Here is a 19,588-nt window from a genome sequence, read left to right as displayed (position 1 = left end):
TTGCTTATAACCATTATAACATCGCTGTTTCTATCATGAAAGAAGTATATATCGTATCAGCTACCCGCACACCTATCGGCAGTTTTGGCGGCAGTTTAGCATCATTATCAGCTACACAATTAGGCGCCATCGCTATCAAATCGGCAGTGGAAAAGGCCGGCTTGCAACCTGCCGACATACAGGAAGTTTACATGGGCAACGTCCTATCAGCCAATTTGGGTCAGGCGCCTGCAACTCAAGCCGCCATATTTGCCGGTTTGCCCCACATGCCTGCTACTACCATAAATAAAGTATGCGCATCGGGTATGAAAGCCATTATGCTGGCTGCCCAAAGCATTGCCAACGGCGATAATGATGTGATTGTAGCCGGTGGTTTCGAGAGCATGAGCAACGTACCTTATTACCTGGATAAAGCCCGTAACGGCTACCGTTTAGGCCACGGACAAATAACCGATGGTTTGGTTAAAGATGGCCTTTGGGATGTTTACAACGATTTCCACATGGGTTCTGCTGCCGAGCTTTGCGCCGTTGATTGCAACGTTACCCGCGAAGACCAGGATGCCTTTGCCATTGAATCATACAAACGCGCACAGCAATCTCAGGCTGATGGTAAATTTAAGAACGAGATAAGCCCTGTTGAACTGAAAGACAGAAAAGGCGATATTACTTTATTTGCTGAGGACGAAGAACCTGCCACCGTTAAATTTGATAAGATCCCATCGCTTAAACCTGTGTTTAAAAAGGACGGAACGGTTACCGCAGCCAATGCGTCAACCTTAAATGATGGCGCAGCTGCTTTAGTACTAATGAGCAAAGAAAAGGCTGAGGCCATGGGCATAAAGCCGCTGGCTAAAATTGTATCATTTGCCGATGCGCAACAGGCACCAGAGCAATTTACAACAGCACCTTCAAAAGCTATTCCGCTGGCTTTGCATAAAGGTGGCCTGTCGGCAGATCAAATAGATTTTTATGAGATAAACGAAGCTTTCTCGGTAGTATCGGTTGCTAACAACAAAATACTGGGCCTCGATCCTGCAAAAGTGAATGTTAATGGTGGTGCGGTAGCTATCGGCCATCCGCTGGGTGCATCGGGTGCGCGCATTATAGTTACGCTTATAAACGTACTGCAACAGAACAATGGCAAGTACGGCGCAGCAGGCATTTGTAACGGCGGCGGCGGCGCAAGCGCATTGGTAATAGAAAACCTTGCGTAAACGGCAAATTGCTATAATTTTGCAGGCTGTTTTTCGTTAATAGATATCATTTAAATTTTAATGAAAGGTTTCTTCATAGCGCTTATCCTTTTTTGCGGATTAAACACTGCTTTTGCGCAGCATTCTGATGAGGTAACTAACCTCAAAAACCTGCGTATGTACCAGGATAGCCTGCGCATCCTGGGCAAAAAGTTTATTAACGATACCGTTGATATGGAGCGCAAAAATGCCAACTACAAATTCATCCGTACGTTGGTGATGGCGTTAAAAGTTCCGCATTCATTTAACTTCCCGTTTGATTCGTTAAAAACAGTAAGCATCTTAAACGCGCCTGATAACCGTTTCAGGATCTTTACCTGGCCGGTAATGAACCAGGATGGTAGCTACCGCTATTACGGCACTATCCAAATGAATACCGGCGACCGCCTGTTAATGCATCCACTTGAAGACTACACCCCTCTTATCAAAAGCCCGCAAGATACTGTTACCGATAACCGCAAATGGTATGGTGCGCAGTATTACAAAGTGGTACGGGTGTCGGCATCCAGACCGTATTATGTGCTACTGGGCTGGAAAGGCAATAATGTAAGATCGACCAAGAAAGTAATAGAAATATTATCTTTTGACAGGGATGACAAACCGGTATTCGGAATGCCGGCGTTCTCTGGTGATAAAAACAGGCAGAATGCCAAACGTATAATATTTGAATATACCCGCCAGGCATCGATGCTGTTACGCCATGTGCCCGATCAGGACCTGATCGTTTTTGACCACCTTGCCCCGCCTGATGATAAAATGAAAGACAGGCCCGAGACCTTTGGCCCCGATCTTTCTTACGATGGTTACCGCTTAAGAAATGGCCAGTGGCAATTTGTTGAGAACCTGGATATGCGCAACATTCCGCAGCCTGCCGATGATGGTTTTGTTGACCCCAAGATCCAATCACGTGCAGATAAAAAAGCAGTTCCGGTACGCAAACGCAATTAAATACTTTACCCTATATTTAACCAAACAATACAGTGTTAAACTGTAATACTTTCGATATAAAATTTCGGTTAATTTTATTTATCCTATTTTAGCCCCCGATATTTAAACATAATGCAAGAAACCCAAGATCCGGTTATTACATCAGTAAAACCAAAGTCCCGATTTCCGAAGAGCGTACCGTACATTATTGGTAACGAAGCTGCAGAACGTTTCAGCTTTTACGGAATGCGCTCAGTACTTACCCTGTTTTTAGTAAATCAATTCTTTAACCCTACAGATAACCCGGCTTTAACAGACCAGGCTAATGCTCATGCCAACAAACTGCACCACCTATTTGTGATGGTGGCCTATGCCCTGCCCTTTGTAGGTGGTATGATTGCCGACTGGTTTACCGGTAAATACAAGCTGATATTATACGTATCTATCATTTATTGTATAGGCCACGTAATGCTGGCCACGTTTGATGGCGGCCTTAGTGGCTTTGAGTTAGGCTTGCTTGTTGTAGCAATTGGCGCCGGCGGTATAAAATCATGTGTATCTGCCAACGTTGGCGACCAGTTTGATGCAACCAACCAGGATTTGTTATCAAAAGTTTACGGCTGGTTCTATTTCAGCATCAATGCCGGCTCTATGATCTCAACCGTGGCTATCCCATGGACTTATGAACACTTCGGGCCAAAATGGGCGTTCGGTATCCCCGGTATCCTGATGGCTTTGGCTACTATCATCTTCTTTAGCGGCCGCAAAAAATACGTTAAAGTACCGCCGCAGGGTGTAAATCGTAACAATCTGGTATTCATTACCTGGTATGCGCTTACCCATGGCAGCCAGCGCAAAAAAGGCGAGGCATTCCTTGATGTAGCAAAGCAAAATTTCGATCCTGAACGTGTGGAAGGTGTTAAAGCCGTTTACCGCGTAATGATGGTGTTCTTCTTCGCTCTTGCCTTTTGGGCAGTTTGGGATCAATGCTTATCTGAGTGGACCTTATATGCTGAGAAAATGGATCGCGTGGTTAATGTAGGTTTTGCCAAATTCACCATATATCCGGGCCAGCTTTCAACCTTTAATACTATATTCCTGTTGATGTTTATCCCGCTGTTTAACTATGTGATATATCCATGGTTTGATAAACGCGGCATTAAAACCACTCCGCTGCGCAGGTTGGGTACTGGTTTGGTATTAACCGCTTTATCTTTCGTAATTATCGGCGTTATACATACCAGTTTAGATCATGGCGGTTCACCGTCTATATGGTGGCAGGTATTGGCTTTCCTGGTATTATCGGCAGCCGAGGTATTGGTATCTATTACCGGTTTAGAATATGCTTACACGCACTCGCCAAAATCGATGAAGAGCACCATGACTGGTATTTGGTTCCTGGTGGTATCATTCGGCAACCTTATCACCGCGGTGGTTAACGGGCTGATTGAAGGTGGTGGCTGGTGGGCCACAGCGCTTAAAGGCGCCAACTACGAGTGGTTCTTTGTAGGTTTTATTTTGGTATTCGTGGTAATCTTCTTTATCGTATCACCACGTATGAAAGAGCGCAACTACATTACAGACCCTGTTATTGACGGCGAAGTAGCCGCCAACACAAATAGTTTGTAAACAACATATTAATTTGAAAAGCAGGAACGTTAAACAATCCCTGCTTTTATTTTATAAAGCAGGGGCAAAATCAACTAATTTAGCGCCCGCATTTAATTAAAAAAAGAAGTTACTGTGCCAGATAGTATCGTTATAATCCCTACCTATAACGAGAAGGAGAATATTGAGCGGATGATCCGCAAAGTGTTTAGCCTTCCGCATGATTTTCACCTGCTCATTATTGATGATGGGTCGCCCGATGGTACAGCAAACATTGTAAAAGGCCTGCAAACCGAATTTCCTGAGCGTTTACATATCGAAGAACGAGCGGGTAAGCAAGGTTTAGGTACGGCATATATCCACGGTTTTAAATGGGCCGTAGCGCACCATTACGATTTTATTTTTGAGATGGATGCCGATTTCTCGCACAATCCTGATGACCTGCTTCGCCTGCGCGATGCATGTATTGAGGGTGCTGATGCAGCTATCGGCTCAAGATACATAAAAGGCGTAAACGTAGTTAACTGGCCCATGAGCCGCGTACTGATGAGCTTTTTCGCATCGGTTTATGTGCGATTTATTACCGGTATAGATGTGCAGGATGCTACCGCAGGTTTCATGTGCTACAAGCGCAAAGTACTGGAAACACTTAACCTTGATAAGATAAAGTTTGTGGGCTACGCCTTCCAGATAGAGATGAAGTACACCACCATTAAACACAACTTTAAACTGGTTGAAGTACCCATCATATTCACCGACCGTACCGCCGGCACCTCAAAAATGTCGTCAGGCATATTCAAAGAAGCTTTCTTCGGGGTGATACAAATGAAGATCAACAGCATTTTCAGGAAGTATCCTGAAGGGTGATCTTGGAGGTAAAAGGTTAAGGGTAAAAGGCTAAAGATGCTTTTTTAAATGTCCTAAAAATTTAGAAACAACCTTTTACCTTTCGCCTTTTACCTTTCACCTCACGATAAAATTTCTAATTTTACCACAATGAACGAGCATCTTGATCCCGATGGCGAACGCCTTACTCCTACCGACCGTGATATTGAAAAAGTATTACGCCCGGCTGCGTTTGAGGACTTTACCGGTCAGCACAGTATACTGGCTAACCTGAGGATCTTTGTGCAGGCGGCCCGCTTACGCGGCGAAGCTTTAGACCATGTGCTGCTGCACGGCCCGCCGGGATTGGGCAAAACTACCCTCTCGCACATTATTGCCAATGAGATGGGCGTGGGTATCAAAATTACCTCTGGCCCGGTATTAGACAAACCCGGCGATCTTGCCGGCCTGCTCACCAACCTCGAGACTGGCGACATCCTTTTTATTGACGAGATACATCGCTTAAGTCCACTGGTTGAGGAGTATTTATACTCGGCCATGGAAGATTTTAAGATAGATATTATGCTGGAGAGCGGCCCTAACGCGCGCTCGGTGCAAATCTCGCTTAATCCGTTCACACTGGTTGGTGCCACTACCCGTTCCGGTTTATTGACGGCCCCATTGCGGGCAAGATTCGGTATAAACAGCCGTTTAGAGTACTATGATGCCAAGCTGCTAACCACTATTGTGCTACGTTCGGCATCTATCCTGCGCACGCCGATAACAGACGAAGGCGCTTATGAAATTGCCCGCCGCAGTCGTGGTACCCCGCGTATTGCCAACGCCCTGTTGCGCCGCACCCGCGATTTTGCCCAGATAAAAGGCAACGGTAAAATTGATACCGAAATTGCGCAATACGCCCTTAACGCCCTTAATGTTGATGAGCACGGCCTTGACGAAATGGATAACAAGATCCTGGCCACCATTATTGATAAATTTAAAGGCGGCCCTGTAGGACTAAAAACCATTGCCACCGCCGTTGGCGAAGACGAAGGGACTATTGAAGAGGTTTACGAACCATTCCTGATACAGGAAGGTTTCCTTATGCGCACTGCCCGTGGCCGCGAGGTTACCGAGAGTGCTTATCGCCACCTGGGCCGGATAAAGCCGGGCGGTACTCCTTCCCTGTTTTAAAACAAACCATTTTCTACACACCGCGTTATCTTACTATAAATAATTATTAATCAACAGGTTACAAAAGTGTAAAATTTACGCAAAGCGATAAATTTTTAACATTTAAGCATAATTAAATTGCTTTTGTGACTTTTATTTAATTATTTGGCTCTCCTATTCTACCTGTATTCATGACGCTAAGCAACGAAAAAGAACTTCTTTCAGAAGTGTCTCGTGGTAACGAGCATGCGTTTAGCGCTCTTTTCTCTGCGTATAACAGGCCATTAGGCATCCACATCTTTCGTATTACTGAATCTGCTGAACTGGCCGAAGAAGTTGTTCAGGATGTTTTCATGAAGATATGGCTTAACCGCGAAGCCCTGGCATCGGTAGAAAATTTCAAAGCTTATCTGTTTGTCATTTCCAAAAACCACGCGTTAAACTGTTTGCGTAAACTGGCCAAAGAGCGTATTAACCAGATAAGCCTTGAGGATAATGTGGTTGAGTTAATACCGGAGGAAGCGGCACCCGCAAACGATTATTACCAGCTGCTGGATATGGCAATTGATCACCTGCCGCCACAGCAACAAAAAGTTTACCTGCTTAGCCGCCACAACCGTTTAAAGTACGATGAGATAGCCGCCCAAATGGGCCTCTCGCGCGAAACCGTAAAGAAATATCTGCAGGGCGCTACACATTCCATTACCTTATTTGTACAACGCTATGGCAATATTTCGGCGCTGATAGCGCTGGCCTGCTTGCTTTTTTAAAAAAAGTTTAAAAGCTATACCCCCTTTTTTGCCTCAACTTGTGTCTTACAATAAAAGCGCCCCGCTTTTTACACTACCAATTATTGAAAAAACTTTTAATGAGTACATCGAGGCTGAGGTTGCAATACCTTTTTGAACGCTATTACAATAAAACTGCTACGCCGCAAGAGCGCGCGGAGTTGTTTGCTGTGATAGAAGCCGGCGAACGCGACGATGAACTGTCTGCACTCATTAAACGCTCATGGGACGACCTGGATACCAACGAAGACATATTTGGCAATGTTAAAGCCGAACGTATGTTACAAAACATCCTTCGTGCCGAAAAAGAGGTACCAACATCTCCTATCCGCAAAAAGTTCAGGGGTTGGTTCCCAATACTTTCGGCAGCTGCTATTTTACTGATAACCGGGATAGCTTTATATCAGCATAAAAAAATAAATACTACGCCGGCGGTAATAGCCGTAAAAAAGCAAAAACCTGCCAATGATGCGCTGCCCGGCGGTAACAAAGCAACCCTTACCCTGGCCAACGGAAAAACTATAGTGCTTGATGATGCTGCAGACGGCACCATTGCCGAGCAAGGTAACACTCTCATAAAAAAAGCAGCCGACGGCCATATCATCTATAACACAGCGGCTTTAGATAACGGCAATACCGCACCGGTAATAAACACCATAACCACCCCCCGCGGAGGCCAGTACCAGGTGGCTTTGCCCGATGGTACACAGGCTTGGCTAAATTCGGCATCATCTATCACATTCCCAACACGTTTTACCGGCAAAAACCGCCAAATAAGCATCACCGGCGAAGTTTATTTTGAAGTTACCAAAAACAAGAACATGCCTTTCAGGGTTAACACACATCGTGCGGAGATAGAAGTATTGGGTACGCACTTCAACGTAATGGCCTATGATGACGAGCAGGTAATGAAAACCACCCTGCTTGAGGGCGCTGTGAAAATCAACAGCGGAACCTTCAGCGCGAAGCTGATACCGGGGCAACAGGCCCAGATAAATAACAATGGAAAAAATAAGGTACTGAATGATGTAGACCTTGACGATGAGATAGCCTGGAAAAACGGCATCTTCCAGTTTAAGGACGCAAAAATTGATGTTATACTACGCCAGGCAGCGCGATGGTATGATGTGGATGTTAAGTACCTGCATCAAATACCTGATAAAGAATTTAACGGCCGCCTATCAAGAAATGTAAAAGCCTCTGAACTGCTTAATATGCTCAAATATACAGGCGTAGACATCAGTATAAAGGGCAATAACATTATAGTGAATTAGCAAAAAATCAAACCAAATAGTAATCAACACACTCAAAAACCACTTATGATGAAAGAAATACGCTCCGCAAGTTAGCAGGTAAAGGGCAACAACTGATCCTGTCGGGGCTCAGTTGCAGGGCATAAAAAAACCGGAAAGTGTTTCGACCCACTTCCCGGCATAGATGCCTGGGTTCCCCACTCCATCGCAATCGACGAATTGAACTTTATGTTTAACCCAAACACACAAACTTATGAATTTTAATTCTAAGGCCGTGCCTATGGCGTGGCCTAAACTGTCCAAAGTATTATTGGTCATGAAACTCACTGCCATTTTAATAATCGCAGCCCTAACCAACGTTAGCGCAAAAACATACAGCCAAACTGTATCACTGCGCCAAAAGAACGCTTCGGTTGAGAAGATCCTTCGTTTGATAGAGAAGCAAACAGGATACCATTTTATGTATGATAAAAAAGATGTTGCAAAAGCCGGCAATATCAATATCGATGTAGACAACGTAAGTATTGACCAGGCGCTTAACAAAGCGTTTAACGAACAACCGCTTACCTACAAAATTTTCCAGGAGACCATCGTAGTTAAAAAACGCGATGAAAGCGCTCCTGTGGCAGAAATTAAGGCTGTTGACATTACCGGTACAGTAAGCGATGCCAAAGGCCCGCTGCCCGGCGTTAACGTTAAACTTAAAGGTACAGACATTGGTACTACTACTGATGTTAACGGTAAATTTAAACTTAGCGTGCCTGATGCTAATGGCACATTAGTGTTCAGTTTTCTGGGCTTTACTACCAAAGAAGTAGCCATTGGCGGCCAAACTACACTTAACGTAACCATGGCCGAAGAATCAAAATCATTACAAGAAGTAGTGGTTGTTGGTTACGGTACACAAAAACGTGTTGATTTAACCGGTGCTGTGGGTAGCGTAAGCTCAAAAACCTTACAAGAGCGCCCGCAAACTAACCTTGAGCAAGAACTTGCGGGTAAAATTGCCGGTGTTAACGTATCAACAAACTCGGGCCGCCCGGGTGGTAACACCAGCGTGCGTATACGTGGTTATGCATCATTAAACACAAACGGCAACCCGCTTTATGTAGTAGATGGTGTAGTTTGGACTGAAGGTGGTAACTCCATCAACCCTAACGATGTTGAATCAATCGACGTATTGAAAGATGCATCATCAACCGCTATTTACGGTACACGTGGTGCTAACGGTGTAATTTTGGTTACCACTAAACGTGGTGCTAAAAACCGCGAAGCCACTGTTAGCTATGATGCTTATGTAAGCATGAGCAAAATGGCCAAAAAGCTTGATGTATTAAATTCAAAAGAGTTTTTAGCTATTGAAGACCTTGCTTATCAAAACATCCAGAAATATGATCCTACCGGCTGGGCTGCAGGTAAATATGCTGATAAAGATCCTAAAATAAAACGTACGGCTTTAATAGGTAAATTATTTGACTCTAACCTTAACCCGCTGTATGATACCGATTGGCAAGATGCAACAACCCGCACAGCTTACAGCCAAAACCATAACCTATCTGTAACCGGTGGTACTGATAAACTGAACTACGGTTTATTTATGAACTATACCGATGATGAAGGTATTATCCGCAACAGTTACTCTAAACGCTACAACGTACGTTTGGCTTTAGATAACCAGGTAAAACCATGGTTAAAAATTGGTACTACCTTAAACTACAACAATACCAGTGCCCGTTTCAATGACGGTAACACAGGCGGTAATAATATACCGCGTATGATGATAGAGATGATTCCTATCGTACCTATCACTTACCCTGATGGCAAATACGGTATTCGCCAGGATTACCCTGATATGGAAAGCGGCGACAACCCGGTTGCTTTAACTAATGAAGACCGCCGTTTACAGCAAAACAGAGTTTTTAGTGGTAACGGTTATGCCGAGATCAAGTTTATTGAGGGCTTAACCTTTAAAAGTGTTTTTGGTGCTACCATCTCAAACAACACTAATCCTTACTTCTCAAGCGGATTGGTTAGCTTATCTGATAACTTTAGGCCGTATGCCGAAGTTTACCAGTACAACAATAATTACTGGCAATGGCAAAACTACTTAACGTTTGATCGTACTTTTAATAAAGTTCATAAACTGAATGTAGTTGCAGGTTTCGAAAGACAACATTACGATGCGTTCCAATTTAATGCTGCTGCAAAAAACATTGCCGATGACCTGTTTGAGTACTACAACCTTGGTGCAGGTAGCGAACCACAACCACCCGGTTCTGATTACAATCAGTTTCAAATGCAATCATTCTTTGCACGTGCTAACTATAACTACAACGAAAAGTACTTGTTAACTGTTACAGGCCGCTACGATGGTTCATCGCGCGTTGGCCGTAATAATCCGTACGGTTTCTTCCCGTCAGCGGCATTAGCATGGCGCGCATCTCAGGAAGATTTCCTGAAAGATAACAAAACCATTTCTGACCTTAAATTCCGTTTCAGCTACGGTTTAACCGGTAACTCAGATATAGGCTATTACAGCTCATTGGCAACCCTTCAATCTTCTCCGTATGTATTTGGTGGTAACAGGGCAAACGGTATAACGCTTGACAACATTGCCAACCCTAACCTTTCATGGGAAAAAACTGCCGAAACAGATCTTGGTTTCTCTTTAGGTTTATTCAACAACAGAGTTAACCTTGAGGCTGACGTTTTTTACAAAAAAACCAAAGCGTTATTGTTAAACGCACCGCTGCCATATAGCTCTGGCTATACAACCCTTACCAGCAACGTTGGCCAGGTATCAAACAAAGGTTTAGAGTTAACCTTAAACACGGTGAACATCAAAACCGATAATTTTACCTGGACAAGTAGCTTCAATATCTCATTGATCAAAAACAAGATCCTGGCATTGGGTAAAGCTAATGATGATATCTACACCTCACCAAGCTTCCTTACCGACTTCAACCTGTTACGTGTAGGTTTGCCGGTAGGCACATTCTACGGCCAGAAAGTATTGGGCACATGGGGAACATCAGAAGCTACAGAAGCTGCTAAATTTGGTAAGCTACCGGGCGACCTTAAATTCCTTGATGTGAATGGCGACCACCAGATCAATTCACAGGATAACGTTGTTTTAGGTAAATCAACCCCTGATGGTTACGGTACCTTCAGCAACAACTTTGCATACAAAGGCTGGGACCTTGGTGTTGAGTTACAATTTGTATATGGTAACGATGTAATGAACCTTACCCAGCACTCGGCACAAGACCGTACCGGCCAGGCAAACAGCTACGCTACCGTTTTAAACGCGTGGACACCTAATAACCAAAATACCAGCATTGCCGAAGTAAGACCATCTTATGTACGTTATGATACCGGTATCTATTCAACCAAAGTACAGGATGGTTCATTTATCCGTGGCAAAAGTGTAAGCCTTGGTTATACCTTCCCTACTGAGATGGTAAAACGCATTAAACTGAACCGTTTACGTGTATATGCACAGGCACAAAACCTGTTTATTATCACCAAGTACCCTGGTTACGATCCGGAAACCACTACTTACGGCGATGCCTTTGCACAGGGTATCCAGTTTTTTGATTATCCAAAACCAAGAACCTTTGTACTTGGCGCAAGTGTAAACTTCTAATCTAAAATTCAATAAGATTAAGTACCATGAAATTCAAAATAAAACAATACGCAGCCTGTATCCTTATTGTTGGCTTATCGCTAACACAGGTGGGCTGTAAAAAATATCTCGAAGAGAATATAAAACACGGCATCGGACAAGACGAGTATTTTAAAACTGAAACACAGGCACGCAACTTTGTTAACGGTATTTACACCTCGTTATACATGTTTCAAAGTGGCGACGCTTATGGCGAAAACCCCTGGATAACGTTAGAGTTGCTTGCCGGCCACGGTACCACTTTGGGCCAGAGCCAAAATAACAACAACGTAATATTTGAACGTACGGATGCTAATAACCCGTCGTTTAATACCATCTGGCGCCAAAGCTACCTGGGTATCAGCGAAGCTAACCTTGCTATCCAGAAAATACCTACCATCCCTTCAATGACGGATGCTGCCAAAAAATCACTTTTGGGCGAGGTATATTTCCTGCGTGCATTTTTCTATTACCACCTGGTAAGGTTATATGGCGATGTGCCTTTGATAACCGAACCTGTTGATGCCAATAGCCCTCAGCTTTACCCGGAGCGTACGGCACAGGCAGATGTGTACGATGTTATTATTGCAGACCTTATCACTGCACAAGCATCGGGCCTTGCCGAAACCGACCAGACAGGTAAAGTATCGTTAGGTGCAGTTAACACTTTGTTAGCAAGCGTTTATTTAACCACTGCCGGTTACCCGCTGCAAAAAACAGAGAACTATGCTAAAGCGGTTACCGAAGCAGCTAAAGTATTAAACAAATACACTTTGTTTGATAGCTATGACTACCTGCATGATAACCAACACAAAAACCAGGGTGAGCTGATATTGCAAAACCAGTACCTGTTAGGCGTGGCTACCAATTCTATTTCGGCACTTATTATCCCTTACGGTCTTGATGTAGGCTCATACCACGACCGTTTTGGCGCTTTGATACCAACCGATGAGTTTTATAACAGCTACGAAGCCGGCGACAAGCGTGCAGAAGAGCAACAATTCTTCTTCTCAAAATACGACTCGTACACAAACCCGGGTACTACCATCAACTTTGGTGCACACGCGCTTTACAAATACTTTCACAAAGAAAGTTTAGTAAATGGCCAGTGTGATGAGAACTGGACGCTATTACGCTTACCTGAGGCACAATTAATTTATGCCGAGGCAAGCAACGAGGTTAACGGCCCAACCCAGGCAGCTTATGATGCATTAACCCCTATAAGGGCACGTGCTAACCTTGCACCTTTAAGTGGCTTAACTAAAGAAACTTTCCGCGCAGCTATCTGGAAAGAGCGTTATCACGAGTTAGCTTATGAAAACAAAGCTTACTTTGACATACAGCGTACTCACCAGATATATGATGTTAAAAACAACAAATTTGGTGAGGCTACATCAACTGCTAACGAGCAGGGCGTAACCATGACCACTAAGTATTACTTGTGGCCAATACCGCAACGCGAGATAAACACCAACACCAAGTTGAAACAAAACACAGGTTGGTAAGTAAAAATTACAATATAAAAGACCGGCTTTAACAGCCGGTCTTTTATATTTACAGCCGTTTACATTTAGCTATAACTCAACTAATGAAAAAAGGACTACTCTTTTTAAGTTCACTCTTTTTTACCGCACAAACTTTTGCCCAGCAAGTAGGCAAAATAACAGACCCGGTAGAGTGGATAAACCCATTAATGGGTACACAATCAAAATACGATCTGAGTAACGGTAACACCTACCCTGCTGTTGCCGTACCATGGGGCATGAATTTCTGGACACCGCAAACCGGTAAAATGGGCGACGGCTGGCAGTATACTTATGACTCGTACAAAATAAATGGCTTTAAGCAAACTCACCAGCCATCGCCATGGATGAATGATTATGGCCAGTTTGCTATTATGCCCCTAACAGGCAAACTTAAAGTTACCCAAAAAGGCCGCGAAAGCTGGTTCTCGCACAAAGCAGAGGTATCAAAACCTTACTACTACAGCGTTTACCTTGCAGACCACGATGTAACTACAGAGATCACCTCTACTGAGCGTGCTGCACAGTTCAGGTTCACTTACCCTAAAACGGATAGCTCATACATCGTAGTAGATGCTTTTGACCGTGGCTCATACATTAAAGTATTGCCTAACGAGAGGAAGATAGTTGGCTACTCAACCAAATATGCCCGCGGCCCGCTTAAGAACTTTAAAAACTACTTTGTTATCTACGTTGATAAAGCCATTACTACCTCACAGGTTTATGCAGATAGCGTGCTTAAAGATGGTACAGAGCTTAAGGACAAGCATGTAATGGCTGTTATAGGCTTTAAAACTGCAAAAGGCGAAAAAGTTAACCTGCGTGTAGCTTCATCTTTCATCAGCGAAGAGCAAGCTGAACTAAACCTAAAACGCGAACTGGCCAACGATAGCTTTGATGCTACCAAGCAAAAAGCAAAAGCCACCTGGAACAATACTTTAAGCCGTTTGTCGGTTGAGGGTGGTTCGGTAGATCAGATCCGTACATTTTACTCTTGTTTGTACCGCATGCTGTTCTTCCCTAACAAAATGTACGAGCTGGATGCAAAAGGTAACCCGGTACACTGGAGTGCTCAAAACGGCGAGATACTACCGGGCTATAAATTTGCCGGCACCGGTTTCTGGGATACCTTCCGTGCTTTGTATCCATTCTTAAACCTTGTATACCCATCTATCAACAAAGAAATGCAGCAGGGCTTAATAAATGATTACAAAGAAGGTGGCTGGTTGCCTGAATGGAGCAGCCCGGGCTACTCTGCCGTAATGATAGGTAACAACTCGGCCTCGGTAGTGTCTGATGCATACATTAAAGGTGGCCGCGGTTATGATATCAATACCCTGTACCAGGCTTTATTGCATGGCGCTAACAACGCGGGCCCTGCAGCTACAGGCCGCGAGGGTGTAGAGTATTACAACAAATTAGGTTACGTACCTTATGATGTTAAGATAAACGAGAATGCTGCGCGTACCCTTGAGTACGCTTATGACGATTTTACTATTTACCAGTTAGGTAAAGCGCTTGGTCGCCCGGCATCTGAGATAGATATCTATAAAAAACGCGCCATGAACTACAAAAACCTGTTTGACCCATCAACGCGTTTTATGCGTGGTAAGAACAAGGATGGCCAGTTTCAGTCGCCATTTAGCCCAACAAAATGGGGCGATGCCTTTACCGAAGGTAACAGCTGGCACTACACCTGGAGTGTTTTCCAGGATGTACAAGGCTTAATAGACCTGATGGGTGGCAAGCAAAACTTTAACGCAAAACTGGATTCGGTATTTACCATGCCGCCGGTATTTGATGATAGCTACTACGGCGAAGTGATACACGAGATCCGCGAGATGCAGATTGCCGGCATGGGCCAGTATGCACATGGCAACCAGCCTATACAGCACATGATTTACCTGTACAACTACGCGGGCGAACCATGGAAAACCCAGCTGCACGTACGCGATGTAATGGACAAAATGTATAAGGCTACGCCTGATGGCTACTGTGGCGATGAGGATAATGGCCAAACATCTGCATGGTATGTTTTCTCGGCAATGGGTTTCTACCCCGTTACCCCGGCTACAGACCAGTACGTTTTAGGTGCTCCGCTATTCAAAAAGATCACTTTAAAACTCGAGAACGGTAAAACTGTTACTATTAATGCGGCCAACAACAGCGCCGATAACAGGTACGTAACGTCATTAACCGTAAATGGCAAGCCTTATACCAACAACTGGTTAAGCCACAAAGCATTGCAACAAGGCGAAGTATTAAACTTCAATATGTCGGCTACGCCAAACAAAGTAAGGGGCTCAAAAGCGGCTGATGTACCTTATTCATTATCAACAGATAAAAAATAATTGCATTACGAATGAAGTTCGCAAAAACAGTATTATGCTTTACCATTGCAGCGGTTACTTTTGTAACTGCTGTAATGGCGCAAAGCCCAAAAGCCACTGGTATTATGCCACCGGCAAATGCAAAGGCTATGGTTTTAGCTCCTTTAAAGCCCGTGCTGTTAAGTACCATGAAACTGGGCATTGCAGGCCTGTCTCATGACCATGTACACCTTATATTGAGCGATTACCGCGATGGTAAGGTGAACATTGTAGGTATTGCCGAGGCCAATAAAACCCTGCGTGCACGCCTGCAGCAACAATACAATATCCCCGACTCGTTGTTTTTTGATGATCTTAAAACAATGGCCACTACCAAAAAGCCCGACGTGGTTTTGGGTTACAACCCGGTAGCCAAGCATATTGATGTTGTTGAGGTTTGCGCCCCGCTGGGTATTTCGGTAATGGTAGAGAAACCTTTGGCCGCTACCCTTGCACAGGCTAAGCGTATGGAGTTTTTAGCTTTAAAATACTACATTAAACTGCTTACTAATTACGAAACTACCTGGTACCCCTCTTACCGCCGCATCCGCGATGTGGCCAGAAAAGATAGCCTGGGCCAGATCCGTAAAATGGTAGCGCATGATGGGCACGAGGGGCCTAAGGAAATAAATTGCAGCAAGGATTTTACCGACTGGCTTACCGATCCGGATCAAAATGGTGCCGGTGCACTTAATGATTTTGGCTGTTATGGTGCCAATCTGTTTACCTGGCTCATGAATGGCCAGCGCCCGGTTGCAGTTACCGCCATAGCCCGCCACTACAAGCCGCAAACCTATCCTAAGGTTGAGGACGATGCAACCATCATCGTAGAGTATCCTACAGCTACAGGCATCATTGAGGCATCATGGAACTGGCCCTACTCTATCAAAGACCTTGAGGTTTTTGGCGACGAAGGTTACATGCATGCCTTTGACAAGGATAACCTGTTAACGCATATAGATAAGTTCCCAACGGTTACATCTGTTGCGCCACCGTTGGCTGCCCCTAATGATAACCCGATAACTTACCTGGAATCGGTAGTAAAAAATCGCATGCTGGGTATATCAGACCGTTCATCGTTACGCAATAATATGATAGTGATGCAGATACTGGATGCCGCCAAACGCTCCATCGCCGAAGGCAAACGGATAGTATTGTAAGCTTTTCAAATGCATAACAAAGCCCCCTACAGTGTTGGGGGCTTTGTTGTTTACCTACCTATGTTAAGTAAATTAGAAACTTATTAAATTTTATTAACAGTTAATATTGCGCGCCTAAATTATTCTAATTTAGCAGTTCAAAACATTACCATCTGTATTATGATCAAACAACTTTCGGCATTGCTGCCCCTATGTGTTATAGGCATGTTATCATGTCAGTCAAAACCGGCAAACTCCGATAAAACTGTTAAGGCTGATAGCGCAGCGCGTACGGCAGCTGCTACTGAAGACACCAAATCGCCGGTGGCACAGGTTGCCAAAGGTGCTATTGATAAAGCCGCCGTGATGGCCAAAAAGCAGGTTCCGGTGATCTGCTACCACCAAATCCGCGATTGGAAACCAACCGACTCTAAAGGTGCTAAAGACTACATTGTACAAATAGCTGCTTTTAAAGAGCACATGAAAATGCTTGCTGATAGCGGTTACCACACCATCCTGCCCGATGAGTATTACAACTACCTGGTAAACGGTGCAAAACTACCATCAAAGCCAATTATGTTAACCTTTGATGATACCGACCTTGACCAGTTTACCATTGCGGCGCCAGAGATGAAGAAATACGGGTTTAAAGGCGTTTTCTTTGTAATGACCGTATCAATCGGCCGCCCGCATTACATGACCAAAGAGATGATCAAACAACTGAGCGATGCAGGCCATGTTATCGGCTCACATACCTGGGACCACCACAATTTCAAAAAATTTCAGGGTAAAGACTGGGAAACCCAGTTAGATAAACCAACCAAAAAACTGGAAGAAATAACCGGTAAAAAGATCACCTGGTTTGCCTACCCATTCGGTTTATGGAATGCACAAGGTATCCCTGAATTGAAGAAACGCGGTTTCATTGGCGCTTTCCAGTTAGCAGACAAACGTGACCCTAACGAGCCACTATTCACCCTACGCCGTATTTTAGATAGCGGTTACTGGAGTGCAAGAACCCTTAGCAACAGTATCAGAAATAGTTTCTAAATAACTCAACATAGAAAAGCCCTTCCGTATTGCGGAAGGGCTTTTGTTTTTAAAAGAACTTATCTACTTTTAGGCATGACCAATACCCTGCGCACTGCTCTCGCACTTGTATCTATCGCTGTATTTGCCGCCTGCAACCAGGAACCCGTAGTAAAAGTACCTGATGCACCCGGCGAATTATCGCGTAAACTGATAGACCTGCATTTTCAATACCTTAATGATCATAACTTAACCGACCTGGTTAACCAATACGCCGATAAAGCTAAAATAACCACTACCGATTGGGATGGCGAAAGCTACGGGCGCCCCGGTGCCGACCAGATGTTTCACCAGGTTTTTGCTGTATCGCCTGATGCTAAATACCTGGTGGATAATGTGATCAATAATGATAGCACCATGATAGTGGAGTATGATGTAATAGGCCTGCATGATAAGCTTAACAGCCCCATCAGGTATGATCTGCGTAATTGCAGCATCTTCAAAATAAAGAACGATAAAATAATAAGCGAGGCCACTTATTCAAATTCGCGGCTGTATCACGCTAAATAAAACAAAAGCCCTTCAGGATTGCTGAAGGGTTTTTTTGCTTTAAAGGTTCTCGCCCGAGGGGCCTTGTCCTTTGTTTGAGGATGTCTGGTCGGTTGGGTTTTCCAGTTCCGGCACATCGTTGGGCAGTTCGGCTATCGGTGTTTCTGTGGTAGCCCCTACAGCCGTCTCCGGTGTTACGGTTGGTATCTCCTTAGCCAGATCGGGGTTATCGTTCTGGTTATCTTCATCCTGCTTAAGCGTTTCGTTGTTTACGTTCTCTACGTTTCCTTTTATGTCGTGGTTTTGGCCTTGGTCGTTGGCTCGGTCAAACCCTCCTGAATATTCTTCCATAGTGATGTTTTTTTAGATGTGTATATAATTAGTCTTTTTACAACATGTTCTTCGGTTTTGCCTAAACGTACCAAAAGCCATACCATAAATGGGTTTATGCGTATCTTTGTGCCCGATGAACAGCAAGCTCCTTGAATACTCGCAGCTGATAAAGGCTGAGGCTAAAAACCTCGGTTTTTTGTTCTGTGGTATCTCAAAAGCTGAATTTCTGGAAGAAGAAGCCCCCCGCCTTGAAGCCTGGCTAAATAAGGGCATGCACGGCGAAATGAAGTATATGGAAAACTACTTCGATAAACGCCTTGACCCGCGCCTGCTGGTAGATGGTGCAAAATCGGTAATCTCCCTCGGATTAAATTATTATAACGATACCTTACAGGATGACCCATCAGCACCCAAAATATCCAAATACGCTTATGGTGCCGATTATCATACGGTTATTAAAGATAAACTGAAGCAACTACTGGAGATTATCAACGAGAAAATTGGCGAAGTTGGTGGCCGTGCCTTTGTAGATTCAGCCCCTGTATTGGACAAAGCATGGGCAAAAAAAGCCGGACTGGGTTGGATAGGCAAGAACACCAACCTCATCAGTAAAAAAACCGGATCATTCTTTTTTTTAGCCGAGCTGATCGTAGATATTGAGCTGACCTATGATATACAACCCACTGCCGACCATTGCGGCGACTGTACCCGATGTATTGATGCCTGCCCCACCGATGCCATTGTAGGCCCGTACATAGTAGATGGCAGCCGTTGTATCTCTTACCTCACCATAGAGCTAAAGAACGAGATACCTCAGGAATTTAAAGGCAAAATGGACAACTGGATGTTCGGTTGCGATGTATGCCAGGATGTTTGTCCCTGGAACCGTTTCTCTGTACTCCATAACGAACCTGCATTTCAACCCCACCCCGATCTGCACGGCCTAAAAAAACAGGATTGGGAAGATATTACCACTGAGGTATTCCAAAAGGTATTTAAAAACTCGGCAGTTAAGAGGACAAAGTTTGATGGGCTGACGAGGAATATTAGCTTTCTTCGTAAGAGTGATTAGAGATTGGGGATTAGAGATCAGGATCATACGTCATTGCGAGGAGCGACAGCGACGTGGCAATCCCCTACTTACCGAGCGGCTCT

General features: G+C 44.3%; 15 protein-coding genes. 14 read left to right on the top strand and 1 reads right to left on the bottom strand.

Features of this window, described 5'->3' with window-relative positions; genetic code table 11:
* Positions 1 to 35 precede the first annotated feature (35 nt).
* The 13 genes from D0C36_RS18380 to D0C36_RS18320 all read left to right on the top strand — a co-directional run bounded on the left by D0C36_RS18380 (position 36) and on the right by D0C36_RS18320 (position 18,121).
* Entirely contained in the window at positions 36 to 1,214 is a 1,179-nt protein-coding gene (locus tag D0C36_RS18380) for an acetyl-CoA C-acyltransferase (RefSeq protein WP_117393120.1), read from the top strand.
* Positions 1,215 to 1,274: 60 nt separating this feature from the next.
* On the top strand, positions 1,275 to 2,201 hold the full coding sequence (locus D0C36_RS18375) for a hypothetical protein (RefSeq protein ID WP_117393119.1): 927 nt from the start codon (positions 1,275 to 1,277) through the stop codon (positions 2,199 to 2,201).
* Between the two features lie 111 nt (positions 2,202 to 2,312).
* Positions 2,313 to 3,809 carry a POT family MFS transporter gene (locus D0C36_RS18370; protein ID WP_117393118.1) on the top strand — a complete coding sequence of 499 codons (1,497 nt, stop codon included), beginning with the start codon at positions 2,313 to 2,315 and terminating at the stop codon, positions 3,807 to 3,809.
* 114 nt (positions 3,810 to 3,923) lie between these two features.
* Positions 3,924 to 4,655, top strand: coding sequence for a polyprenol monophosphomannose synthase (locus D0C36_RS18365; RefSeq protein WP_117393117.1), 732 nt, complete (start codon positions 3,924 to 3,926; stop codon positions 4,653 to 4,655).
* Positions 4,656 to 4,784: 129 nt separating this feature from the next.
* Positions 4,785 to 5,807, top strand: coding sequence for a Holliday junction branch migration DNA helicase RuvB (ruvB, locus tag D0C36_RS18360; RefSeq protein ID WP_117393116.1), 1,023 nt, complete (start codon positions 4,785 to 4,787; stop codon positions 5,805 to 5,807).
* A gap of 170 nt (positions 5,808 to 5,977) precedes the next feature.
* Positions 5,978 to 6,556, top strand: a complete 579-nt coding sequence (locus D0C36_RS18355) for an RNA polymerase sigma factor (RefSeq protein ID WP_117393115.1) — start codon at positions 5,978 to 5,980, stop codon at positions 6,554 to 6,556.
* 83 nt (positions 6,557 to 6,639) lie between these two features.
* On the top strand, positions 6,640 to 7,848 hold the full coding sequence (locus tag D0C36_RS18350; protein ID WP_147322038.1) for a FecR family protein: 1,209 nt from the start codon (positions 6,640 to 6,642) through the stop codon (positions 7,846 to 7,848).
* A 232-nt stretch (positions 7,849 to 8,080) separates the two neighbouring features.
* Positions 8,081 to 11,473, top strand: a complete 3,393-nt coding sequence (locus D0C36_RS18345; RefSeq protein WP_117393113.1) for a TonB-dependent receptor — start codon at positions 8,081 to 8,083, stop codon at positions 11,471 to 11,473.
* 26 nt (positions 11,474 to 11,499) lie between these two features.
* A complete protein-coding gene (locus tag D0C36_RS18340; RefSeq protein ID WP_117393112.1) occupies positions 11,500 to 12,996 on the top strand; it encodes a RagB/SusD family nutrient uptake outer membrane protein in 1,497 nt (498 codons plus the stop codon).
* Positions 12,997 to 13,079: 83 nt separating this feature from the next.
* Positions 13,080 to 15,365 carry a GH92 family glycosyl hydrolase gene (locus tag D0C36_RS18335; protein ID WP_117393111.1) on the top strand — a complete coding sequence of 762 codons (2,286 nt, stop codon included), beginning with the start codon at positions 13,080 to 13,082 and terminating at the stop codon, positions 15,363 to 15,365.
* A gap of 11 nt (positions 15,366 to 15,376) precedes the next feature.
* The gene (locus D0C36_RS18330) at positions 15,377 to 16,543 is read left to right on the top strand and encodes a Gfo/Idh/MocA family protein (RefSeq protein ID WP_233524518.1); all 1,167 of its coding nucleotides are present in this window, start codon (positions 15,377 to 15,379) and stop codon (positions 16,541 to 16,543) included.
* 159 nt (positions 16,544 to 16,702) lie between these two features.
* Positions 16,703 to 17,572, top strand: coding sequence for a polysaccharide deacetylase family protein (locus D0C36_RS18325; protein WP_117393110.1), 870 nt, complete (start codon positions 16,703 to 16,705; stop codon positions 17,570 to 17,572).
* Between the two features lie 75 nt (positions 17,573 to 17,647).
* Positions 17,648 to 18,121 (top strand): nuclear transport factor 2 family protein, encoded by a 474-nt coding sequence (locus tag D0C36_RS18320; RefSeq protein ID WP_117393109.1) that lies wholly within the window; start codon positions 17,648 to 17,650, stop codon positions 18,119 to 18,121.
* Positions 18,122 to 18,160: 39 nt separating this feature from the next.
* Here D0C36_RS18320 and D0C36_RS18315 read toward each other — a convergent pair whose 3' ends face one another.
* Positions 18,161 to 18,451 carry a hypothetical protein gene (locus tag D0C36_RS18315; RefSeq protein ID WP_117393108.1) on the bottom strand — a complete coding sequence of 97 codons (291 nt, stop codon included), beginning with the start codon at positions 18,449 to 18,451 and terminating at the stop codon, positions 18,161 to 18,163.
* A gap of 115 nt (positions 18,452 to 18,566) precedes the next feature.
* Here D0C36_RS18315 and queG point away from each other — a divergent pair, with 115 nt between their 5' ends.
* Positions 18,567 to 19,505: a tRNA epoxyqueuosine(34) reductase QueG gene (gene queG, locus D0C36_RS18310; protein ID WP_117393107.1), complete on the top strand. Its 939-nt coding sequence runs from the start codon at positions 18,567 to 18,569 to the stop codon at positions 19,503 to 19,505.
* The last annotated feature ends 83 nt before the right edge of the window (positions 19,506 to 19,588 follow it).

This window comes from Mucilaginibacter conchicola, from assembly GCF_003432115.1.
Classification (GTDB): domain Bacteria; phylum Bacteroidota; class Bacteroidia; order Sphingobacteriales; family Sphingobacteriaceae; genus Mucilaginibacter; species Mucilaginibacter conchicola.
The sequence above is the reverse complement of the archived record's forward strand: the minus strand, read 5'-3'. Positions and strand labels throughout refer to the sequence as shown.